Here is a 23206-nt window from a genome sequence, read left to right as displayed (position 1 = left end):
AGGAGAATGAATGTGAGGCGTCGGTGGGTAAAGTCTTTAGCACACCGAGCTTGCCGGCGACCTCGCCTAGTCAAGGAAAAAGCGAGTTGTTTTCTATTTATTTTGCTCGTTTTCAATGAATTGCAGCTTAAGTTGACGCGAATGGCCTGTTAGGGTCAAGATTGGAGTCACGGATTGGACGGGGGCGGTCTCAGATAGTTTTGCGGAAGAGGATCGCTTGCGTGAGGAGACCCATTTTCAGTCCCGATGGTGATTTTCTCGGAGTGCCGGGAGGTCGCTCCAGGAGTTCATGGGGCTTTTTTCTCGAAAATCATCAAGTGTTGCCAGGGGAGATGGCGGAGGGTCTTTTGGTGGTGAAAGCCGGCTGCGGAGAGTTCGCGGATGGCTTGCTCTTCTGACATTTTGTGGAGGGGCTTGATGGGCACGTTCTCATCCTCGGCCCGGTATTCGAGCAGGAAGATGCGGCCCCCGGGGCGCAGGGTGCGGTAGATGGAGGCCAGCATTTCCACCGGGTGGGAGAACTCATGGTAGACATCGACCATGAGGGCGACATCCACCGAGGCAGGGGGAAGCTCCAATGAGTCGATGGTGCTGAGGTGAGGCTGCACGTTGCGCACCCCCGAGCCTTGGGCCCGGTGGGTGAGGAAGTCGATCATCTCGGGTTGGATGTCGACGGCGATGACGCGCCCCTCGGGCACGAGAGGGGCGAGGCGGAAGGTGTAGTAGCCCGAGCCCGCCCCGATATCGGCAATGACGTGGTCAGGCTCGATGCCCAGGGAATCGATGGCTTCTGAGGGAGCCTCCTCCTCTTCGCGATTGTCGCGCTCCAGCCAGCCGATGCCCTCGTGCCCCATCACGCGGGCGATCTCGCGCCCAAGATAGAATTTTCCGATGCCATCGGGGGAGGCCGGGGCAAAGGTGTAGGCCTCCGGGCGGAGGGGCGCGCTTTGGGAGGATTTGTCCTCAGTCGATGAAGACGAGCTGGGCTCCAGCTGGAAAAACAAGGTGCCTGCCAGAGCGAGCACGAGGACGAGTCCGGCGATGAGGACTCCGGTGAAAGCGGGTTTCATGCCTCTCACCCTGCCAAGTTCCCAAGCGGGGGACCACCCTTATCTTCAGGCGGGCTCTTCATCGAGAAAGGACTTTTTAGAAAGCTCGCTGTAAAGACCTCCTAGGGCGAGAAGTTCTTCGTGGGTGCCCTTTTCGACGACACGACCTTGATCGAGGACGTAGATGCGGTCGGCGTTCTTGATGGTGGAGAGGCGGTGGGCGATCACGAACACGGTGCGGTTCTCCATCAGCCGGTCGAGAGCCTTCTGGATGAGGTGCTCGGTCTCGGTGTCCACACTGGCGGTGGCTTCGTCGAGGAGAAGGATGGGTGGGTCTTTGAGGAGGGCGCGCGCGATGGAGAGCCGTTGTTTCTCGCCGCCCGAGAGCTTGACCCCGCGCTCACCCACATTGGTATCCAGGCCTTGGGGGAGGGCTTCCACAAAGGACTTGCAACAAGCGTGATCGAGGGCGGTCCAGAGTTGTTCATCGCTGGCCTCGCGGCGAGCGAGGAGGAGGTTTTGCCGCACCGTGCCGTTGAAGAGAAAGGCTTCTTGGGTCACGTAGCCGATTTTCTCGCGCAGGGAGGACTTGTCGAGGTCCTTCAGTTCATGGCCGTCAATGAGGATGCTTCCCTTCTGGTAATGGTAGAAGCGCGGCAGAAGATTCACGATGGTCGACTTGCCCGCTCCCGTGGGGCCCACCAGCGCTACGGTTTCGCCGGGAAGAGCTTGCAAATTGAGGTCCGTTAGAGTGGGGCTGTCGGCGTCGCCCGCTTCGTAAGCGAAGGAAAGATCGCGGAATTCCACCCGCGCGGCAAAGTCGTCCGGCAAACGGGGGGCACCCTTCTTATTGGGCTCATCTTCGGAATCGAGAATATCGAAGACCCGGTCCGCCGCTGCCCGCGAGGAGAGGAAGAGCTGGTTGAGTTGGCGCAGATTGCTGATGGGATCGTAGAAAAGAGAAAGGAGGAGGAAGTAAGTGACCAGGTCGCCGACGTCCATTGTGCCGGCCAGCACCGCCCGGCCCCCGAAGTAGAGGACCAGGGAGTAGCCGAGCATTTGCACGAAGGACATGGAGGGGTTGTAGACCGCCCACCAGCGCATCAGGCGCAGGGTGGCTTGGCGCACTTTTTCTGACAAAGAGTTGAAGTTCTCGTGCTCGTCGGCCTCTGCGGCGTAGGACTTGATTTGCCGGATGCCGGAAATGTTGTCGTGCAGGAGGGAGTTGAGGTCCGAGGTGGCATCGCGCTGGGCCCGGTGGCGGTGGCGGGCGTCCTTGGAATAGATCCAGGCTCCTAGAATGAGGAAGGGAATGGGCAGGCTGGCCCAGAGTCCCACTTGCCAATTGATCACATACATCACCGTGCCCACGGCCAGAAGCTGGATGGTGGAGACCAGGCCCAACTCAATGCCGTCGATGAGCACCCGCTCCATGGAGGTCACGTCCTCCGCCACCCGGGTCATGATGTCCCCGGTGCGACGGGAATCGAACCAGCGCAAGGGCAGATTCTGAATCTTGCGATAGAGATCGGAGCGAATGTCGTAGATCACATTTTGTTCGAAGTGATTGTTGACCAAAATGCGGCCGCAATTGAGGAGGTCCTTGAGAAAGAAGCCTCCCAACCCTAGGAGGACCCAGAAGAGGAGCTCATCGTGGCGAGCGGGGTCGGGGAGAATGGTATCGGTGACGAAGCCCGCGATGGAGGGGAAAACGATGACTGAGAGGGCCATCACCGACGCGCAAAACAGTTGCGCCGCCGCAAGGCCCGGATAGCGTTTGAGGTAAGAAAAGACGCGGAGGACGGAGTTCATGAACGGCGGGACCTAGGCGCAGGATCTGGCTTTTGTAAAGACGCGTGATCTTTCAGGACATTTTTCTATTGTCGAGTGGGGGGGATTCTCCCTAGAGTGGCTAAATCACGGGCGATTGATAATCGATCATCCGAAAACGCACACACACGTTATGGCAAACGCTTTTGGAATTATTGCAGCATTGGTCTTGGCAGTAGCCGCTTTTTTCGGCTTCAAGAACAAGAGTGCTCTTGAGAATCAGCGCGACATGCTGAGTAATGAAGAGCTGACATTGGAACGAAACAAAAACACCTTCGAAGAACGGAAGACGGAGCTTGCAGGCCTGCAGGACGACACCACTGCCGCCAACGAGGAAAATGCGTCTCTTTCCACCGAGTTGGAAACTCAGCTGGCGACCAACAAGAAGCTGGAGTCTGACATCGAAGACAAGCAGAGCGTGGTCGAGACCAAGAAGGCTGAAGTGGAAGAAGGGGAAGAAAAACTGCAGCGTTTCGGTAATCTCGATGACCTCAAGGACAAGCTCGAAAAACTGGGCACCGACTTGGCGACCTTGAAGGGAGAAGTTCTTCTCAAAGACACCGAGATTGAAACCCGCACGGCTCTCAATGGCTCCTTGAGCACTCAGAATGCCGCTCTTTCCGAAGTGCTCAAGCGTTATTCGGAAAAGCAATCCGACCCGAACTTGAGTGCACGGGTGACCCGCGTGGTGACCGACCTTGGTTTCGTGATTCTCTCCGGGGGTGACAATGCAGGTATCGTGCGCGATTCCGAACTCTCCGTGGTGCGGGATGGCTCCGTCATTGGCAAGCTGCGGGTGACTGGCACCGAGCCTTCCACCGCTGCCGCGAGCATCATTCCCGATTCTTTCGAGGGAACTACCGTCCGCGTGGGCGACCAAGTGAAAGCCGCTTCCAACTAAATCGAATTTTTCCAAGCTTTAACCTGCACACACAACCATGATTAAGAACGTTTTTTACGCGCTCACCATTCTCCTTGCTGGAGCGGCCGCTTTCTTTGGTTTCTCGACCAAAGGCAAGCTGGAGACTGCCAAGAATGAGACCATCGAGCTCTTCTCTCAGAACAACACTCTTTCGGATAATATTGACGAAAAGGGTGAGGAAATCGAAGTCGCCAAAGACGAGAAGAAAGTCGCCGTCGACGCTCGCAACGAAACCTCGGCCAGCTTGGAGAACGAAGCTTCCAAAGAAAACGGCCTCAAATCTTCCCTTGGCAAGCTGGAAGCCGAAATCGAAGGCTATGATGCTGACTTGGCCAAAATCCGGGGTGCCATCAACGAAGCCGAAGTGTTGATCCGTGAAATGGTGCCCGGAGCGGGTTCCAATCTTAACGTCGACGCCGTGGTCGGTTACATCGAGGATTTGGAAAACCAGCGCAAGCAATTGGAAGAAGAACTGGATGAGAAGACCCGTTTGGCCGCGCAAGCTGGCGAGGCTGTCAACCAAGCTTCCAGCCGCAAGGAGAACTTGCAGGAGCGCCTGGGTAAGGTGAAGGAGCGTATCGCCAACAATGGAGTGTCCGCTTCCGTCTCTGCTGTTTCCAATGAGTATGGTTTTGTCATCGTCAATCGGGGCGCCAACAATTCCAACATCGAGGAAACCAGCCAGCTCCTCGTGAGCCGTGGCAATACTTTGGTGGCTCGCCTCAAGGTTCACGCCATTGAGCCCACCCAAACTATCTGCAACATCGTGCAAGACAGTCTCAAGCCGGGTCAGCGGGTTCGCACCGGGGACCGGGTGACTTTGGAGACTCCTGCTTCCAACTGAGTTTTCCCGATAGCAATTTTAAGAAGACGGCAGGTGACCCCTGCCGTCTTTTTTGTGCTTAGTCTTCTGCGATGAGACGCGCCCAATGGGTATTGAGGGATTCTCCCTCCTGCCGGGAAAGAAGGCCACTGGCGAGACCTGCCAACCGGGCTCCCTGGAAGTCGGCTTGATGAGAATCCCCGAGGTGGAAGACTTGATTGGCCTTGAGATTCATCGCGCTCAGCGCGTGTTGGAAGATTTTTTGATTGGGCTTGCGCGCCCGTGCCTCGGCGGAGGTGATCACGCACTCGAAGTAAGGGGTGAGTGCCAACTCTTGCAGAATGGTGTGCAGTCTGCGGTCGAAATTGGAAACCACTGCTAGCCGGAAGCGCCCGCGGGCTCGGCTGAGAAAGTCAACCGTTTCGGGAAAGAGGCGCCAGGCCTCGGCCCGCTCGTAGTTTGCGAAGAGAGTGTTAAAATAATTTTCAAAGGTCTGGTTATCAGGGAGCCCGGTGACGGTGAGGACGAGGTCCCGCCACCAGGCGGTTTCGCTGGCGTGGCCATCCCATTGGTCGTGGTAACGGGGCTCGGGCAAGGAGCGGAAGGCCTGGGCGAAGTTATCCCGCAGCTGGGTTTGGCAGAGGGTGAGGCCCCATTGGCGGCCCACTCGGGCGTAGGTTTCCTCCACAGGTTCGGCAAGGTCGAAAAGGGTGCCGGCGGCATCGAGAAAGAGGGCTTCCAGAGGCATGAATTCAGCTTGTCCATTTTTTCCGGGAAGGGCCAGAGGGGATTTCGCACTTGCTTTGCGGGGTTGGCACCCGTAAGACTTCGCCCGAAGACATCTCTTGAAGTGGCCAAGGGTGGGTTCTACGGACCCGCTCTTTTCTGTCTCAAGAGGTCAACCTCGAGACCTTATGACCAACGACATCGTTGCCCTCATCGATTTTTACGAACGGGAAAAAGCCATCACTCGCGAGCGAGTGGTCGAGGCTTTGGAATATGCTTTCACCTCGGCCTACCGTCGCATGGTGCCGGGCGCGGATGCTATTGAAACCCTTCGTGCCGAGATCGATACCAAGAAAGGGGAGACGAAAATTTTCGCCGATCTGCTGGTCGTGGAAGACGAAGAGCATGAGGATAAATTCAACGAGGTGCCCCTCAGCTTGGCTCGTAAACGTAAGCCGGATGCAGAGCCCGGAGACCGGATGGAGTTCAATGTCACGCCCAAGAACTTCGGGCGCATTGCGGTGCAAACCGCCAAACAGACCATGATGCAGCGTCTCCGCTTGGCCGAGAAGGAGATGATGTATGACGAGTTCAAGGACCGGGCCGGTGATATCGTGAGTGGTTCGGTGCGTCGTTTTGAGAAAAACGATGTGATGATTGATTTGGGCAAGTTCGAGGCCCGCATGCCTTCCCGGGAACGGGTTTCCACCGAGGATTACAACGTGGGTGACCGCATCCGCTGCTATGTGGTGGCGGTCGACAACGACTCGCGTGGTCCTGAAATCATTCTCTCCCGCAGCCATCCAGCCTTTGTGCGGCGATTGTTCGAGGCCGAGGTGGCGGAGATTTCCGACCGCACGGTCGAGCTCAAGGCCATCGCCCGCGAGGCTGGCTACCGCACCAAGGTGGCGGTGGGAACCAACGACGAGAACGTGGACCCAGTGGGTGCCTGCGTGGGTCTGCGGGGTGCGCGGGTGAAGAATATCGTGCGGGAATTGAACAACGAGAAGGTCGACATCATTCGCTGGAGTGACAATCTGCAGGAATTCGTTGCCGATGCTCTCAAGCCCGCCGTCATTCGCAGCTTTCAGGTGGATGAGGAGAACAAAGTCATCCATCTGACCGTGGACGAGGAAGATTTGAGCAAAGCCATCGGGCGGCGGGGACAGAATGCCCGCCTGACCTCCAAATTGGTGGGGTGGGATGTGCAGGTGCGCAAGGATGAGTCCCAGCACGAGAAATTCGAGGCTCGGGTCGCTGGTGCGGCTTTGACTTTGGCTGAGGATTTGGGGGTCGATCCGGTGGCTGCTGACAAGCTCTTCCGCGCCGGGGGAGCGACCGTGGAACTGGTCACCCAGATGCCCGTGGAGTATCTCGAAGCCGCTTTGGATGGCGACCGTGCTTTGGCCGAGGAAATCCTTGGCAAAGCTCAGAACAAGCTCGGACAAGGCCAGGATTCTACTCCGGACTCTGTGGCCACCGAGGAAAATAGTGGCGAAACCGCTTCTTCGGAGGAGGAAAAAGACGCGTCAAGCGACGCGGAGTGAACCCCCGGGAACGAGCGGTGAAAACGAAAGAATTATTGCATGGCAGACGACGGAAAATCGAAAGAAACGAAAAAGAAGAAAGTGCTGAGCCTCTTGGAAGAGGATCAGGCTCCCAAGAAATCACGCCGCGAACGGCAGCGTGAGAAGCAAGCTGCAGCCGAGGCCGCCGAGCCGACCGTGGAGCAGCAGAAGAAAGGTGCTCTCGACCTGGGCATTGGCGATGACGATGCTCCCAAGTCTGCGATCAAGAAAACCCGCAAGTCGGGGAAGGATATCCTCGCTCCCATTTCAAAGATTAAAGCGGATGCCGAGCTGACTCCCACTGAGAAGGCGGCCCGCGAGGAAGTCAAAGAGGAGGAAGCGGCGGTGCCAGTGGAGGCCGCAGGGGAAGAGTCCCCCGCTGCTGATGACAAGCGCATCACCCTCAAACCTCCCATCATTGTGGAGGAGCTGGCCGAGCGCATGGGCTTGAAGGGCTTTGAGATCATGAAGGATCTCATCGCCCTGGAAGTTTTTGTCAGCCCCAAGCAAGCCATCGAGCCCGAGATCGCGGAGAAGGTTTGTGAGGCGCACGGCTTTGTCTTCGAGCGGGAGAAGCGGGAAAAAGGAGGCGGTGTCCACAAGGTGGAAGAAGTCATCGAAGAGCCCGAGCCCGAAGAAGAGGAGCCCGAGGACAAGATGGTCCTGCGCGCTCCCATCATCACCTTCATGGGACACGTCGACCACGGCAAAACGTCTCTCCTCGATTACCTGCGTCAATCGCGGGTGACTTCCGGTGAGGCGGGTGGCATCACCCAGCACGTGGGAGCTTATCAGGTCGACCACGGGGATCGTTCCGTCACTTTCATCGATACTCCCGGCCACGCTGTTTTCTCGTCCATGCGGGCGCGGGGCGCGGATGTGACCGACATTATCGTGCTCGTTATCGCGGCTGACGATGGCATCATGCCTCAGACCCGCGAGGCGATCAGTCACGCCAAGGCGGCCGACAAAACCATCATTGTCGCGATCAACAAGTGTGATCTGCCGGCGGCGGACCCGACCCGGGTCAAGACCCAGCTCATGGAGCACGAATTGACTCCGGTGGACTTCGGGGGTGATATCGATTGCCTAGAAGTTTCGGCTTCTACGGGGCAAGGAATGGATGAACTGCTTGAGCTGATGGCTCTGCAGGCGGAAGTGCTCGAGCTCAAGGCCAATCCCCGCGCCAACGCCCGTGCCATCGTGATCGAATCTCAGATCCAAGCGGGTAAAGGGGCCACCGCCACCGTGATTGTCGAGAATGGCACTCTCAAGGTGGGCCAGCCCTTCATCTGTGGTCCCTATTCGGGCAAGGTGAAATCCCTCATCAACGACCGCGGCGAGCAGGTGCAGGAAGTCTTGCCCGGTTGTCCGGTCGAGGTTCTCGGCTTCTCGGAAGCACCCCACGTGGGAGATGAGCTGGTCGAGATGGAGTCCGAGCGCGCGGCTAAGAAGCTCAGCGACGAGCGCCTCCATGAACGCCGCCAGGAGCGTTTGGTTCGTCCCAAGAAGAGCCGCATGGAGGACATGTTGTCCTTCGTGCAGACCGGGGAAAAGACCACTCTCAATCTCATTCTTCGGGCCGACGTGCAGGGCTCGGTGCAGGCCATCCAGCAAGCGGTGGAGGAAATCGAGTCCGATAAAGTGAACGTGAAGTTCCTGCATGCCGCCACTGGCGCCATCAGCGAGTCCGACATCCTTCTGGCCAGCTCCTCCGATGCGGTGGTGCTCGGCTTCAATACCAAGGTGGAGAGCAAGGCGGTCAAAGTGGCGAAGGCCGAGGATGTGCAGATCAAGCTCTACTCCGTTATTTACGAGCTGCTCGATCAGGTCCGGGAGGCCATGCTGGGCTTGCTGGTCCCCGAGACCCGCGAAAAGATTCTTGGTCACGCCGAGGTCAAGCAGGTCTTCAAGGTCAAGCGTGGCCGCGCAGCCGGCTGTCTGGTGACCAATGGCAAAGTGACCCGCACCGCCCACGCCCGGGTGATGCGCGATCGCACCCCGGTCTACGATGGCAAGATGTCGACCTTGCGTCGCTTCACCGACGAAGTGGAGGAAGTCAAGCAGGGCATCGAGTGCGGTATTCGCCTCGGCTCCTTCAACGAATACGAAGAAGGAGATATCATCGAGTGCTACAACATCGAGACTCTTCCGGTCGAACTCTAGGAAATGACTTCCGCATTGCGCCCGTCGCGAGACGGGCTATTCTCAGATCATGTCCCAACGTCTGCAACGTGTCGATGAACTCCTCAAGCGGGAGATTTCAGCCGTCGTCCAAAAGGATTTCGAGTGGAAAGGTCAGTTGGTCTCCATCAATGCGGTGGAAGTGACCAAAGACCTCCGCGAGGCGAAAGTTTGGGTCGGCATTTTGGGCGGGGATCCGGAACCCGTCTTGGAAAAGTTGGCTCGCAAACACGGTCTTATTCAAAGCAAAGTCATGAAACGGGTGAAGCTGCGCAACACCCCCGTGCTTTCCTTCCGTCACGATGCTTCGGCCGAGCGGGGAGTGGACATCGTCAATCTCCTGGAGGAAGTCGATCGCTTGCCCACCGCCGGGGAATCACCCGAGCAAAAGTAGAAGCCAATGTGGTATTACGAGAAGAATGGCACCCAGCAGGGTCCCATCGAGGCCGCCCGGCTGGCTGAGCTTCGGGAAGTCGGCGAGGTCTCGGCCACGACCTTGGTTTGGCGGCAGGGGATGGCGGATTGGACGCCTTTGGGCCAAGTAGCGGAATTTGCGAGTGGCCCCGGACAGGGCGGGCCTGGCAATCCCTATCAGGTCTCTTCTCCTTCCATCGCTCCCTCGCCGGGCGCTCCCGGAGTGGGGGTGGCGCCGCAAAATGGCATGGCCCTGGCCAGTCTCATTCTGGGAATTTCCGGAATCCTGGCTTTGCTGATGTGTTTTGGCTTTGTGCTGGCGGTGCCCGCCGTGATATGCGGCCATTTGGCTCGAACGCAGATTCGCGATTCGTCTTATCCGCAGAGTGGCGATGGTCTCGCCCTGGCTGGGCTTATCCTCGGCTACACCACCCTCGTTCTGAATTTCGCCCCCATCCTCTTCGGGCTTATCGCAGTGGGGGTGGGTGCTTGGAACGCCTAGGACAGTCACTCGCAAAAGAGGTGCCTTTTCCCACAAGAACCAGTGGTCAGAGCGCGTAAGAGGCGTTAAATTGTCCGACACGAAATGAGGTATGACTTTGATATTCCCCTGACTTTCCGCCATCGAATTCTTTTCGAGCGGGATGTTTTCGGGCTTGGAAGCACGGTATTGGCGGAACTGCTGCGGGAGCCCGGAGGGCGCGTGAGCCGGGTTTTTGTTTTTGTGGAAGAAGACCTGGCACCGGTTTTTCCGGATTTGGCACAGCGGGTGGCGGATAAGATTGCTTCCATCCCGTGTCTGGACTTCCGGGGCTTGCGGCAATTGCCCGGAGGCGAGGTCTGCAAAGTGGATGATCGGGTCTACCAAACGGCCTGTGATGCCATTGCGGAGGCGGGGATCGACCGCCATTCCTACGTTTTTGCGATCGGAGGAGGGGCCTTTCTTGATGCCATTGGCTTTGCTGCCGCCACCGTCCACCGGGGCGTTCGCTTGGTCCGTTTTCCCACCACCACTCTTTCCCAGGATGACAGCGGGGTGGGGGTGAAGTCCGGGATCAACAAATACGGCAAAAAGAATTTCATGGGCGCCTTCGCCGTGCCCTACGCGGTGGTCAACGATTTCGACTTTCTCCACACCCAGCCTGCCGAGGTGCGGAGCGATGGCTTGGTCGAGGCGGTGAAGGTGGCCTTGGTCAAAGATGGCGAGTTCTTTTGCTGGCTCAAGGATCATGCCGAGGCCCTGGCTTCCCTGGACCCGGCCACTCTTGAGCGGGCGGTGGAGCGGTCGGCCGTGCTGCACGCCAGCCACATTGCGCAGGGGGGAGACCCTTTCGAGTCGGGCAGTAGTCGTCCGCTGGATTTCGGTCACTGGGCCGCCCATAAACTGGAGCAGATAAGTGATTTTGAACTGAGCCATGCCCGCGCGGTGGCGATCGGGCTGGCCTTGGATTGCCTCTATTCGGTGAAAAAGGGCTACCTGGCGGCCGAGGAGGGTGAGAGCATTCTCACTCTTCTGGAGACTCTCAATCTCCCTTTGTGGAGTGACTTCTACGAGGCTCGCAATGCGGCGGGAGAGCGGGAGGTCTTTGCCGGACTGGAGGAGTTTCGCGAGCATCTGGGCGGACAGCTGACTATTTTGCTCCTGCGGGCCCCGGGGGAGGGAATCGAGGTCCACGAGATGGATGAGGATATCCTCGAGCGCTGTCTCCAGGAGTTGCAAGAGCGAGCCTGTGCCTGTGTGTGATGAGTCAGCGATTAGCCGTTCTCAATGTCGTCGGCCTCTGTGAGCGCGAGCTGCAGGGGATGCCTTTTTTGAAGAGCTGGGCCGGGAAGCGTGACCGCGTTTCCTTCCCCCCAGCTTTTCCTGCCGTCACTTGCACCGCGCAGTCCTCTTACCTGACGGGAAAGCCGGTCGCCGAGCATGGCATCGTGGGCAACGGCTGGTATGACCGCGAAGCGGCGGAGGTGAAGTTCTGGAAACAGAGCAATCACCTCGTGAAGGGCGAAAAGCTCTGGGAAGCCTTGCGTCGCGAGCGCCCCGGCTTCCGCTGCGCGAAATGGTTCTGGTGGTATAACATGTATTCCAGCGCGGAGTTCTCCATGACGCCGCGGCCGATGTATCCCGCCGATGGGCGCAAGGTCTTCGACGTTTACGCTCATCCGCTCGCCTTGCGTGATGAAGTGAAAAAAAAGCTGGGGGATTTCCCCTTTCCTTCCTTCTGGGGACCCCGGGCGGGAATTCCTTCTTCTCGCTGGATCGCCGATTCGGCCAAGTGGATTGAGGAGCGCGAAGAGCCTGAACTCAATCTCGTTTACTTGCCCCATCTCGACTACAGTTTGCAGAAATACGGTCCCGGAGCCCCAGAGACCGAGCCAGAGATCGAGGCCATCGATGAGGTTTTGGCGGATTTGATTCCTTTCCTAGAAGGACGCGGCATCGAGGTGGTCGTACTCTCTGAATACGGGATCTCGGCAGTGGACCAACCCATTCACCTCAATCGGCTTTTTCGGGAAAAAGGCTGGCTCACCATCAAGGATGAGCTCGGCCTGGAGCAGCTTGATTGTGGGGCGAGCCGGGTCTTTGCGGTCGCGGATCACCAGGTAGCCCATATTTATCTCAATGATCCCGCTCTCAAGGAAGAGGTGCGCGAGCTGGTGGCCTCCACGGCGGGAGTGGAAGAAGTGCGTGAAAATTGGAGCGGAGTGGGCGGCGAGCGCGGGGGTGATTTGGTGGCGGTGGCGACGGAGAAGGCTTGGTTCACTTACTACTATTGGCTGGATGATGCGGTGGCGCCGGACTTCGCGCGCACCATCGATATTCATCGCAAGCCGGGCTATGATCCGGCGGAGCTCTTCATTGATCCAGAGCTCAAGTTTCCCCAGCTGAAAGTGGCCGCCTTTTTGGCCAAGAAGAAACTTGGTCTGCGGGGCCTCCTCGATGTCATCCCGCTCGATGCCACCCTGGTGAGAGGTTCCCACGGCCGCGATCGGGTGGGGGCGGCGGAGCAGCCCGTGCTCATTGGGACGGGGTGTGGAGACGTGAAGCAGGCCGAGGACGTTTTTTCCTATCTGCAGGGGCGCTGTCTGGCGGCGGAGTAGGCGGGTGCCCGGCTGGCAAGATTTGTTAGAGGATTGAAACGTTGACAGACGATGAAATCTGTTAGCAGATGACATAGTGAATACTATCCGTGTCGCTGTTTTTTTCTCTAGCTCGCTTCTTTTCACAGTCCCGGCTGTCGCGCAATTGGGGGTGGCGGCTAAGAATGACATTGGCTTGAGTTCCCTCGAGTCCCTCTTGGGCGGGGCTTTGCCAACGGGTTCGGGGATTTCCGTGACGCAAGTGGAAGCACCCACTGGCTCTGGAGATTATAGCCCGAATACGGGTGCCTTTACGGGAAAGGATTTTGTCTTTCCCAATGGCAGTCCGGCCGTGAGCTCACATGCCACCACGGTGGGTCGTTACGCCTACGGGCCGGATTCTCTGGCGCCGCAAGCGGGGACCTCCGCCAGTGGGAGCGAGATTGTGGCCTACGAGGTCAATCATTGGCTGGGAGGGGGAGGGCTCAATTTTGGTGTGATCGGGAATCCTGTTCCCGAGGTGGAAACTAGTGCGGTGCAGAACCACAGCTGGGTCGGGCAATCGGAAACCAGCAGTAGCAATGTGGAGATTCTCCGGAGGGCCGATTACGCCATTTCGCGGGACGACTATGTCATGGTGGTGGGGGTGAATAATGGAGCGGACCGCCATTTGATGAGTTCCGCCTACAACGGAATTTCGGTGGGGGTTTCCGATGGCAGCCATGCCACGGGAGCGACGAGCATTGATGGGGCCGGTCGGGCGCGGCCTCATCTAGTCACACCGGCCTCGCAGACCAGTTGGGCGACCGGGACCGTCTCTGGAGCGGCCGCGCTGTTGCTGGAAGCAGCCGATGGGGCAGGCCATGGCAACGCGCTCAATCATGAAGTGATCAAGGCCCTGCTGCTCAATGGAGCAACCAAGGACGAAGCGGATTTTTCTGCGACATGGAGTCGCACTCCCACCCAGCCATTGGATCCGGTCTATGGCGCGGGGGAGCTCAATATCGAGCGATCCTACCTCAATCTCATGGCGGGGGAAGAAGCGGCGAGCGCTTCCTCCCTGGTTGCTGCCGATGGCTGGGACTTTGCGGAGGCCTCGGCCAGCGAATCCCGGGTTTATCACTTTGAAGTTCCGGCCGATGTGGTCTCGACCTTGACCGCGACCTTGACCTGGGACCGTGAGGTGGAGGAATTTTTGGGAACCTACTCCTCAACGCTGGCGAATTTGGATGTGCAGCTTTTCACCACTACTGGATTCGCCCTTGGCTCGCTGCTTGATGAGAGTGTGAGCACTGTTGACAACGTGGAACATCTTTTCTCCGAAGGTTTGAGTGAAGGGACTTATGCCCTCGTCATCAGCTCCGATACGGGGGGGCAGGATTACGGTTTTGCTTGGAGCAACGACTTCGTTTCCATCATTCCCGAACCTTCGGTTGCCTTGTTGACTCTGTTGGGTGGCGTGTTCCTGGGCCGTCGTCGCCGTTAGGCGGAGGGAAGGAGTTGTTGCAGCAGGCGCAGGCCTTCCTCGCGGGTTTTGAGCTCGCCCTCCAGTTGCCGGGTCTGGATTTCTTCCAAAATGGTGCCGAATTCGGGGCCTGGCTGCAGTCCCCGGGCGATGAGGTCGCGGCCGGTGACGAGGGGCTTGGGGATGATGGGCTCGTTGGCGAATTCTTCCTGCTTTTTCCGCAAAAACTCGTAGTTGTCGCTGAAGCCGTTGGAGGATTCGCAGTCAACCTTGTGGAGCTGGAGCTCGAGCGGAAAGGTGGGGCGGGCCATGAAGCGCTTGAGCTTGGCGGTGCGCATTTCCTGCACGTGCATGAAGTGCATGTGGCGGGCGACCATCTCGCGCACCCGGGCGATGGTCTCGTTGGAGTAGCGGAGACGGCGCAGGATTTCCTCGCTCATCTCCGCGCCCACGGCGTCGTGGCCGGAGAAGCGGATGCGCTGGTCTTTCTCATCCCAACTGTAAGTGGGCGGCTTGCCGATATCGTGAAGGAGGACGCCCAGACAAAGTTCCAGCGGGGCGTCGTCGGGGAGGAGGTCGAGAGCGATTTTGGTGTGATTGTAGACGTCGCCCTCGGGATGCCATTGCGGCGGTTGCTCGCAACCGACGAGGGGAAGCGCTTCGGGGAGGAAGTGCCCGAGGAGACCGGAGTCGAGCAGGAGCTGGAGCCCGTGGGCGCGATGGCAGTCAGTGAGGATGCGGGAAAATTCGTCCCGGATGCGCTCGGGAGAGATACGCGCCAGGAGGGGGGCGTGCTCCTGCATCGCTTGCCAGGTGACTTCCTCGATGGTGAAGCCGGTGCGCACGGCGAAGCGCACCGCGCGCAGAAGGCGGAGAGCGTCTTCTTGAAAGCGTTGCGCGGGATCCCCAATGGCGCGGAGGACCTTTTTTTCCAAATCTTCTTGCCCGCCCACGTAGTCTTCGATGGCCCCGGTGAGGGGGTGCTGGAAGAGTCCGTTGATGGTGAAATCTCGCCGCCGGGCATCCTCGCGGGCATTGGTGAAGGTGACGGAATCCGGGCGGCGGCCGTCGCGGTAGGAGCCGTCGTGGCGGAAGGTAGCGACCTCGAGGTGATGGCCCTTTTCCTTGACCAGGATGACGCCGAAGTGAGCGCCAATGGCATTGGTGTTTTTGAAAAGGGCCTGCACCTCGTCGGGGGTGGCGCTGGTGGCGAGGTCGTAATCCTTGGGTTCTTGCCCGAGGAGCTGGTCGCGCACGCAACCACCGGCGAAGTAGGTTTCGTGTCCGGCCTCGAGGAGGCGGTGGGCCACTCGCCGGGCGGTCTGTTTGAGGTCGGCCATGGACGGCTATTACGCCGGGGGCTTAGGAGTTGAGCAAGCCGATTTTGAGGATGCCTTCGAGAGTGAGCTGCTCGTTGACCTGGCTGATTTCCGGCATCTTGGCGGCGATGAGGGCGGCGTCTCCTCCCGTGGCATGGATTTCAGCCTCCTCGGCGAGCTCGGCCTTGAGGGCTTGCAGAATTTCGCGGATCAGGCCCCGGTAGCCGATGACGGCACCTACTTGCATGGCGTGCTCGGTGGACTTGCCGATGGCGCTGGGAGGCTCGCTGAGGTCGACGCGGGGGAGGAGGGCGGTGCGTTGGTGGAGGTCGTTGCGCAGGGCGCCTAGGCCGGGGGCGATGACGCCGCCGAGGTAGGTGCCTTCGTCTTGTTGGGAAATGACGTCAAAGGTCACGGCGGTGCCGAAGTCGATGACGATGGCGGGGCGGGTGAGCGGGGCAACGGCCGCGGCATTGGCCAGCCGATCGGCACCAATCTGGCGGGGATGGGGATAGTCGATGGCGATGGGCAGCTGGCTCTGGGAGCTGACCTGATGACAGGGAAGACCCTGTTGGCGGAGGGTTTCCGCCAACAGGCGGCCTTTGGCGGGCACCACCGAGCAGATGGTGACCTGGTGGAGGGTCTCTGTGGGAAGGGCGGCGAGGATGCTGGCGGGACTGAGATCCGCCGTGGGCACCATGGCTCGCCAGGGAAGGAGGGTGGAGCCGTCCGCGAGGGCGAACTTGGTGCGGGTGTTGGAATTGTCGATGAGGAGGTGGATGACGGAGGGATAGGGGGAAAGAGCCTGGGGAGCAAAAAGAAAAAAGCGGCCGGTTGCCCGGCCGCTTTTACAAGCAACAAGTAGGAAAAGGTCGGTGCTTACTCGGTGTAAGCGGGAGCTCCGTGCTCGGCGACATCGAGGCCAGCCACTTCTTCCTCTTCGTCTACCCGCACACCCATGATGAGCTTGATGATGAAGAAGAGAGCGAAGGAGAAGACGAAGGCGAAAGCGTAGACGCCCACCACTCCAATCAGCTGGGAGACGATGCTGAACTCGGTGTTGAAGAAGGCCAGCGAGATGGTTCCCCAGATACCGCAGACACCGTGAACCGAGATGGCTCCCACCGGGTCGTCGATTTTGATTTTGTCGAAGAAGATGATGGAGAAGACCACCAGGATACCACCAACGGCACCCATGATGACTGCCTGCCAGGGGCCGACCACGTCAGCACCAGCGGTGATGCTCACCAAACCGGCGAGGATACCGTTGAGAGCCATGGAGAGGTCAGGCTTCTTGAGGACAATCATGGCGGTGAAGATGGAGGTCAAGGCGCCGGCAGCAGCCGCAAGAGCCGTGGTCACGAAGACGAGACCAAGAGGACCGGGAGCTGCGGAGAGAACGGAACCGCCGTTGAAGCCGAACCAACCGAAGAAGAGGAGGAAGACTCCGATTGCCGCGAGGGGCAGGTTGTGGGGAAGGATGGGCTTCACGCCCGCAGCAGTGAACTTGCCGCGACGTGGTCCGAGGATGAGAACGGCAGCGAGAGCAGCCGCACCACCGAAGCCGTGCACCACGGTGGAACCGGCGAAGTCTTTGAAGGGAGTGGAAAGGGAGGAGAGCCAGCCGCCACCCCAGTGCCAGGAACCGGCCACGGTGTATCCGACAGCCACCAGAATGGTGGAGTAGATCATGAAGGAAGTCAGTTTGACCCGCTCGGCAACGGCGCCGGAGACGATGGTTGCCGCCGTAGCCGCAAACATGGCTTGGAAGATGAAGTCACCGTAAGCAGTCATGGCCAAGGCGGTGCCGCCGTAGGCGAAGGTGTCGTTCTCGCCACCACCTAAGGCTCCGCTGATGGGGCCATTGATACCCAGAATGCCAGGAATCTGCCAGCTGTCGACCGGGTAATGGGTGTTGAATCCCATCAGGGCATAGGTGAGGAGGCCGATGCTGATGATCCAGACGTTTTTGAACAGGATGTTGACGGTGTTCTTCCGCTGCGTCAGGCCAGCCTCCAAAGTGGCGAAGCCCAAGTGCATGATGAAGACCATTGCCGCAGCAATACAGGTCCAAAGCATGGAGGTGGTGAAGAAGTCAAAGGCGTAGGCGGCATCACCTTGCGCTTCGACCATCGACACGTAGTCGGCATCTTGTTCCTGCCCAAAGGCTGTGCCCATCATTGCCAAAGGAGCAACGAGCCACGGGAGTTTTGTTTTTAGGGATATCATGGTGTTAGTTCGACTGGTTTTTTGAGTCGATTCCGAGAAAAGCAGCAGGCGTGCCAGAATCCTATTTCTGTTTTATGACGTTTTTCATGAGTGATTTAGGGTTTCTTCGCGGTCGTTTTTCGGGTGGAAGGAAGAGGAGGGGAGCGCTCGTGGGCCAAAAAAAGACCCCTCCCGGAACCGGGAAGGGTTTAGGCGAAAGTGTTTAATAAGTGAGAAGTTATTCGCTTTTTTCTGCGAAGAGTTGCTCGAATTTGTGAAGCTCTTTGTGGAGGGATTCCACCGCTTCGGCGTCGGTGCTTTGCTTGCACTTCATGGCGGCGACGATCACTGCGTGGCAAGTTTGCAGCTTTTCGTTGTATTCCTTCATGCCGGCTTCATCGGTGGCGGGCTTGAGGCGTTGGGCGAGGAAGTAGTTGAGCACTTTTTCCTGAATGGACTGGGCATGGGACTCCTTGTTCATGATCCAGCGGGTTAGCTGGTGGGCGTTCTCGGAAGGATCGGCCTGCAACTCCAGAATGGTCTTGCTCGCTTTCTCAATGGTGACGAAGTCGGTGTGCATGGACTGGAGCACGTTGTTGTCGTCGTAAATGCCACAGGGGATCTGGCAGTGGGCCCCGGCGGGGTTGGCGGCGAGGAAGGAGAGGGCAGCGAGGGAGCTAAAGAGTACGTTTTTCATAGCGTGGGTATCCTAGTGCGGACCTCTTTCCTTGCAAGGGAGGAGAGTGAAAAACACTCCTTCCCCTTTCCTGCGGGAGCTAGCTTTGGGGATCGTCCGGGGTGGCGGGAGCTTGCAAGCGGTAGAAGCGGGTGCCGTCCGGGCGGGGAAGGGTGAGTTCGTGTCGATCCCCATTGGTCGTGGGGGTGGCCTCCACCGTTTGCCAGGAGAGGGGAGAGAGGTCGGGGCTTGTCTGCAGGGTCCAGGGAGAGTCTGCAGGCCAGAACAGGGTGAGGGTGTCTCCAGTGGGCTGCAGGGTCAGCTGCGGGGGCTCGGGGGCGGCTGCCTCGATCACGAGCTGGGGGGCGTAGCCGGGGACTTCGCGGGAAAGGAAGGTCAGATTGAGGGAGGCCTCGGTCGCGGAGGGGCCTTCGAGGTCTTTGGCCCGCAATTGCAGGCCGTGATTCGCGCTTTCCCCACTGACCCAGACTTTGACCAAGGAGGTGAGATCGAACTCGACCCAGCTGTCGGCCTGTTCCGCGGCCACGTAGAAGCTGCCATGGGACTCGACTGCATCGAGGTGGGGCCAGGTGAGGCCGCTTTCGGTCCAGGCGGTATTTTGGCGGAGGATTTCCACTACGCCGGGGAGGAGGGTCCCGCGTTCCGGGTCGGGCTCGGTGAGGTAGAGGCGCAGGGTTGCGCGGCCGACTTCTGCTCCTCTCAGGAAGAGGTCTGTGAAGTCGAATTGGAGGAGGCTCCGTTGGGAGTGGGGCTCGCCGGGGCCGCTGTTGCTGACCCCCAGGGTGGTGAGGCTGCTGGTCGGTCGGCCGGTGAAGCCATAGACATCGCTGTCCTGACTGGCGATGAGGACGAGAGGCTCGGCGGCGAGGGGGAGGGTGAGGAAGCTGCCGAGGATGAAAGAAGGGTGGGATGCTTTCATTTTTCTTAAAACGTCAAAGTGGCGGAGAGGCTGAAGTTTCGCCCCGGAGCGGTGGTCCGATCGGTGATGTGGTTGCCGCCGAGGTGACCTCCGCCGCGTCGCACCGAGCCCCAGGCCCAGTATTTTTCGTCAAAGAGATTGTGCACCCCGGCATGGAGGGTGAGGTTCTCGCTGGCTTGCCACCAGAGGCCTAGGTCGACGGTGGTCCAGGAGGGAGGGCGAAAGAACTCTCCCTGGCCGGTGGTGTCATCCACCCGGCGGACTTGATCCGTCCAGGTGCCGGTCAGGCGCAGGCCAAAGCGCTCGGCGGGGTCTTCGTAGCCGAGGTAGCCGATCACTTGCAGGGGGTCGACGGAGTTGAGGGGTTCGTCCTTGCGCTCATTGCGCCCCCGCACCAGACCGGCCGCGCCTCCCAAGGTCCAGCCCTCGGCTGCGGGGGAAAGGGCTCCCAGCTCGAGGACTCCGTTGAGTTCCAGCCCGTAGATGGTGGCTTCACCCACATTCTCGGCGGTGTAGATGTTTTTCCCCTCGCTGTTTTGGCCCACGAAGAAATTGCGGTCCACGAAGTCGTCGTAGGCGGTGTAGAAGGTGGCGAGATGGACCCGGCCGAGCTCACCCTCGCCCTTGAGGCCCCACTCGAAGGAGTGGCTTTTTTCCTCCTCCAGGTCCGGATTGGGCACGGTTTGGCTGCCAGTGGAGTCGCCCGAGACGTCGGGATGGTCGAAGATCATGGAGAGCTCTTCCGCCGAGGGATTGCGCACGCCATGGGAGTAGCTGAGGTAGCTTTGCCAATAATCGTTGGGGCGCCAGGAGAGGGTGAGGCGGGGCGCGAGGGAAAAATTGTCGTAGTCGGCGGGGCCCTCATACTCGGTATTGATGAGATCGGCGAGCCGATCGTTGTAAGCGCGGTCGGCCTGATAGGAGATGGAGTGCCAGTCGAGACGGAGCCCCGGGGTGAGGGAAAAGGCTCCCAGCTCGATCTCATCTTGGAAAAAGAGACCCACGCGGGTGGTGTCGGCAGGGGCCATGGAGATGCGGTCGGAGGCAAGAGGGGTGCCAGTGCCTACCTGGTCGCGGCGTTGAAAGACATTCTCGCCTGTTTCCAAGGAATAGCTTAGACCTGTGGTGAAAGAGTGTTCACTGTTCCAGGGGCCGCTCCAGTGCTGTCGGGCGGTGGTGGAGGCTCCCAGGATGCGGGTGTCGAAGATGATGGTCTGGTCGCGGCGCAGTTCCGTGCCCGGGAGCGGATTTCCGCCGACCATCACGGGGCGAGAGCGCATTTGGCTATCGCTTTGCGAGCCCGCCTCTTGCCAGTAGAGGTGACTCTCCAGTGAGTCCAGGAGAGGCAGCTGGGGATCGTAATTCCACCGCACGCCCACCCGCTGTCGATCGAGGAGCTGGGTGTTGTGGACATAGTCATTGTAGATCGGGGAGAAAGAGGATTCCGCTGCGCTGCGGGCATTGATAAAGGTCTCGCGCTGGTAGGATTCCCAGGTAAAGCGCAGGGAGTGGTCGGCGAAGTCGTGCTCCAGTTTGACCAAGCCGGCATGGGATTCCAGGTCGCCGGGATTGGGCGCGAGCCTGCCGTTGTTCTCCGTTTCCTCTCCCCAGCGGCCGCCATAAAGGACCAGCGCTGTCGAGTTCCGGTGGCGCAGAGCTCCCCCAATCTGGGTGGCGCGGCCTTCATTGCGGGAGAAATATTGGCTGCGGACAAGGCTGCCCCAGTCTTTTCCCTGCAAGAAATGCTCGGCATCGGGGGTGCGCAGGGAGACCACCCCGCCCAGGGCATCGCTGCCGTAGAGCGCACTGCCACCGCCCTTGAGAACTTCGATCATTTCGAACATGGCCGGATCGAAGTAATCGCGGCCCACCCCACCGGCTCCTTCGTCGGAGTTGGGATCGAAGGACGTGGAAAGGTATTGCGGAGGCTGGCGCACGCCGTCCAGTTCGATGGTGATGCGGTTGCCTTCCATCCCGCGGATGTTGATGGAGCCGTAACCCGACTGCCCATAGGCATAGGCGCCATCACCGCTGGCAAAGTCGAAGGGCAGGTTCACGGTGGGATCGTAGGTCGCCAGGCCTGCCAGATCGCTGGCTCCCATCCGCACCAGGTCCCGGGCCGAGGTCTGACCCACCGAGCCGGGGGCGGCGAGCCAGGCCGTCTCGCGGAGGTTGCTGGCGGTGACCACGGAATCCGCCAGTTCCCGCACTTCCTCCTTCTCTGGAGCGGCTTCTGCCTGGGCGTGTAGGGGCGCAATGGCGAAGCCTGGGAGACAGTAGGCCACGGGGGCGAGGAGGAGGAAAGGAGCGGAGAAGCGCATGGAGTGGGTTTGGATTGAGGGGACGGGCTCCCCGGACCGGCGAACGGTGGCCGCGGGGGGCCGTCTCCAGAAGGAGCAGGTGGTGGCTAGTCTGTCTGCGGAGGCAGGGAGGGGGCTAGCGATCGATTGCCAAGGATCGGCGTGGATTTGTCATCGGGCAGGGAAATGCCTCTGCTGCGGGAGACCGCTTGGGGCAGGCGGTGATCTTTCCGACTTGAGGCTTTACCCGCTCTCGAATCGGGGGCAGAAGCGGCTTTCTGCTCATGAGCTCGGATCCCGTTAAACACGTTGTTGTCATTGGAGGTGGTTTTGGAGGACTCGCTTGTGCCCGCCGTTTGGCCAAGCGAGACAAGTTCCGGGTGACCTTGCTTGACCGACGCAATCATCATCTCTTCCAACCCCTGCTCTACCAGGTGGCGACCACCACCCTGACGGGACCGGATATCGCCCGCTCCTTGCGGGGGATGTTCACCGGGAGCGACTGGATCGATGTGCGCTACGACGAGGCTACTGGAGTGGATCTGGAGAAGAAGCAGGTCTTCCTCGGCTCGGGAGTGACCCTCGACTACGATGCCGTCGTGATGGCTCCCGGAGCCCGCACTTCTTTTTTCGGCAACGATCACTGGGCCGAGCACGTCCATCAGCTCAAGAGCCTTTCCGATGCCATTGGCATTCGCAAAGCGGTCCTGCGCAATCTGGAATTCGCCGACCAGACCGAAGGGGAACAGCAGGAAATTCTATCTACGGTCATCATCGTAGGTGGTGGTCCCACCGGAGTCGAGCTGGCGGGCGCCTTCTGCGATCTGGTGCGACGGAACCTCAAGCGGCATTACCGGCGTTTCGACACCAGTCAGCAGCGTATCATTCTCATCGAGGGACAAGATCGCCTCTTGGCGCCATTCAGTCCCGAGCAGAGCCGCTACACCGCCGAGCACTTGGAAAAGCTGGGGGTTGAGGTTCGCACCCAGGCCTTTGTCTCCGACATTCGTTCCCAGACCGTGGTGCTCAAAGGGGGCGAGGAACTCAAGGCGGCTACCATCATCTGGGCTGCCGGGGTGCAGGCTGCCGACCTGACCCGCCAGATCGAGCCGCAGCCCGAGCTGACTCGTGGCGGCCTTGTGAAGGTCGCCCCTGATCTTTCTATTCCCGGTTATCCCTCCGCCTTCGTGGTGGGTGATTGTGCCTATCTGGAGCAGGAAAATGGCAAGCCCATCCCCGGGCAAGCCCCTGCCGCGATGCAAGAAGGCGAGCATGTGGCCTCCCTCATCACCACCACGCCGCTCGACAAACCGCGCCCCACTTATCCCTTCCGCTACACCGACAAGGGGCAAATGGCGATCGTGAGTAAAGGTTCCGCCGTCGTGGAGGTGAAAGATTGGAAGCCGCGCGGCTGGTTGGGCTGGCTCATCTGGCTCTTCGTCCACGTTCTCTTCCTCGTCGACTTCCGCAACAAGGTGGGGGTCCTCATGAGCTGGTTCTGGGCTTACGTCAAGAATGTGCCCGGAGCCCGGGTCTTCACCGATGCCAGCTCGGAGAACAATCTACTGACCAAGGGCCTCATCGAGCCTCACCCGGAAGATCGGGCCGGAAAGCAGTAAGGGCACCTCCGGGTTTGCGAGAGGCGAGGGAGCGCGGACATTCTTGTCCGCAGTAAAACTCTGTCGGTCGGAGCGATGGTCGGAG

At 59.6% G+C, this 23206-nt stretch carries 19 protein-coding genes; 10 read left to right on the top strand and 9 right to left on the bottom strand.

Annotation, left to right across the window (positions count from 1 at the left end; genetic code table 11):
• Positions 1 to 287: 287 nt before the first annotated feature.
• Together JIN78_RS07455 and JIN78_RS07450 are read right to left on the bottom strand one after the other, a co-directional pair.
• Positions 288 to 1070, bottom strand: coding sequence for a class I SAM-dependent methyltransferase (locus JIN78_RS07455; RefSeq protein ID WP_200391321.1), 783 nt, complete (start codon positions 1068 to 1070; stop codon positions 288 to 290).
• Between the two features lie 45 nt (positions 1071 to 1115).
• A complete protein-coding gene (locus tag JIN78_RS07450) occupies positions 1116 to 2861 on the bottom strand; it encodes an ABC transporter ATP-binding protein (RefSeq protein WP_200391320.1) in 1746 nt (581 codons plus the stop codon).
• A gap of 151 nt (positions 2862 to 3012) precedes the next feature.
• On the opposite strand from JIN78_RS07450, the gene JIN78_RS07445 reads away from it, so the two are divergent.
• On the top strand, positions 3013 to 3780 hold the full coding sequence (locus JIN78_RS07445; protein ID WP_200391319.1) for a hypothetical protein: 768 nt from the start codon (positions 3013 to 3015) through the stop codon (positions 3778 to 3780).
• 37 nt (positions 3781 to 3817) lie between these two features.
• Positions 3818 to 4645, top strand: a complete 828-nt coding sequence (locus JIN78_RS07440; RefSeq protein WP_200391318.1) for a hypothetical protein — start codon at positions 3818 to 3820, stop codon at positions 4643 to 4645.
• Positions 4646 to 4703: 58 nt separating this feature from the next.
• Here JIN78_RS07440 and JIN78_RS07435 read toward each other — a convergent pair whose 3' ends face one another.
• Positions 4704 to 5372 carry an HAD-IA family hydrolase gene (locus tag JIN78_RS07435; RefSeq protein WP_200391317.1) on the bottom strand — a complete coding sequence of 223 codons (669 nt, stop codon included), beginning with the start codon at positions 5370 to 5372 and terminating at the stop codon, positions 4704 to 4706.
• Between the two features lie 166 nt (positions 5373 to 5538).
• Here JIN78_RS07435 and nusA point away from each other — a divergent pair, with 166 nt between their 5' ends.
• The 7 genes from nusA (at position 5539) to JIN78_RS07400 (ending at position 14080) form a co-directional block, all read left to right on the top strand.
• Complete coding sequence (gene nusA / locus JIN78_RS07430; protein WP_200391316.1) at positions 5539 to 6897, top strand: transcription termination factor NusA; 1359 nt, start codon at positions 5539 to 5541, stop codon at positions 6895 to 6897.
• Positions 6898 to 6936: 39 nt separating this feature from the next.
• Entirely contained in the window at positions 6937 to 9084 is a 2148-nt protein-coding gene (gene infB / locus JIN78_RS07425) for a translation initiation factor IF-2 (protein WP_200391315.1), read from the top strand.
• Between the two features lie 49 nt (positions 9085 to 9133).
• A complete protein-coding gene (gene rbfA, locus JIN78_RS07420; RefSeq protein WP_200391314.1) occupies positions 9134 to 9496 on the top strand; it encodes a 30S ribosome-binding factor RbfA in 363 nt (120 codons plus the stop codon).
• A 6-nt stretch (positions 9497 to 9502) separates the two neighbouring features.
• On the top strand, positions 9503 to 10018 hold the full coding sequence (locus JIN78_RS07415; protein ID WP_200391313.1) for a GYF domain-containing protein: 516 nt from the start codon (positions 9503 to 9505) through the stop codon (positions 10016 to 10018).
• 84 nt (positions 10019 to 10102) lie between these two features.
• Positions 10103 to 11260: a 3-dehydroquinate synthase gene (locus JIN78_RS07410; protein WP_200391312.1), complete on the top strand. Its 1158-nt coding sequence runs from the start codon at positions 10103 to 10105 to the stop codon at positions 11258 to 11260.
• On the top strand, positions 11260 to 12615 hold the full coding sequence (locus tag JIN78_RS07405; RefSeq protein ID WP_200391311.1) for an alkaline phosphatase family protein: 1356 nt from the start codon (positions 11260 to 11262) through the stop codon (positions 12613 to 12615). The genes JIN78_RS07410 and JIN78_RS07405 overlap by 1 nt, the downstream gene beginning before the upstream one ends.
• 175 nt (positions 12616 to 12790) lie before the next feature.
• A complete protein-coding gene (locus JIN78_RS07400) occupies positions 12791 to 14080 on the top strand; it encodes a PEP-CTERM sorting domain-containing protein (protein ID WP_200391310.1) in 1290 nt (429 codons plus the stop codon).
• On the opposite strand, the gene JIN78_RS07395 is transcribed toward JIN78_RS07400, so the two are convergent.
• The 6 genes from JIN78_RS07395 to JIN78_RS07370 form a co-directional block, all read right to left on the bottom strand.
• On the bottom strand, positions 14077 to 15399 hold the full coding sequence (locus JIN78_RS07395; protein WP_200391309.1) for a CCA tRNA nucleotidyltransferase: 1323 nt from the start codon (positions 15397 to 15399) through the stop codon (positions 14077 to 14079). The two genes, JIN78_RS07400 and JIN78_RS07395, sit on opposite strands and share 4 nt — an antisense overlap.
• Before the next feature lie 22 nt (positions 15400 to 15421).
• On the bottom strand, positions 15422 to 16147 hold the full coding sequence (locus tag JIN78_RS07390) for a type III pantothenate kinase (RefSeq protein WP_307832986.1): 726 nt from the start codon (positions 16145 to 16147) through the stop codon (positions 15422 to 15424).
• Between the two features lie 110 nt (positions 16148 to 16257).
• Positions 16258 to 17559: an ammonium transporter gene (locus JIN78_RS07385; protein WP_234037859.1), complete on the bottom strand. Its 1302-nt coding sequence runs from the start codon at positions 17557 to 17559 to the stop codon at positions 16258 to 16260.
• A 265-nt stretch (positions 17560 to 17824) separates the two neighbouring features.
• Positions 17825 to 18283, bottom strand: coding sequence for a superoxide dismutase [Ni] (locus JIN78_RS07380; RefSeq protein WP_200391308.1), 459 nt, complete (start codon positions 18281 to 18283; stop codon positions 17825 to 17827).
• A 79-nt stretch (positions 18284 to 18362) separates the two neighbouring features.
• Positions 18363 to 19202 (bottom strand): DNRLRE domain-containing protein, encoded by an 840-nt coding sequence (locus tag JIN78_RS07375; protein ID WP_200391307.1) that lies wholly within the window; start codon positions 19200 to 19202, stop codon positions 18363 to 18365.
• A gap of 5 nt (positions 19203 to 19207) precedes the next feature.
• Positions 19208 to 21523 (bottom strand): TonB-dependent hemoglobin/transferrin/lactoferrin family receptor, encoded by a 2316-nt coding sequence (locus JIN78_RS07370; RefSeq protein WP_200391306.1) that lies wholly within the window; start codon positions 21521 to 21523, stop codon positions 19208 to 19210.
• Positions 21524 to 21786: 263 nt separating this feature from the next.
• On the opposite strand from JIN78_RS07370, the gene JIN78_RS07365 reads away from it, so the two are divergent.
• A complete protein-coding gene (locus tag JIN78_RS07365) occupies positions 21787 to 23121 on the top strand; it encodes an NAD(P)/FAD-dependent oxidoreductase (protein WP_200391305.1) in 1335 nt (444 codons plus the stop codon).
• Positions 23122 to 23206 lie beyond the last annotated feature (85 nt).

Origin of the sequence: Roseibacillus ishigakijimensis, from assembly GCF_016595415.1 — a bacterium.
Lineage (GTDB): Bacteria > Verrucomicrobiota > Verrucomicrobiia > Verrucomicrobiales > Akkermansiaceae > Roseibacillus > Roseibacillus ishigakijimensis.
This window is presented reverse-complemented; position numbering and strand designations above follow the sequence as displayed.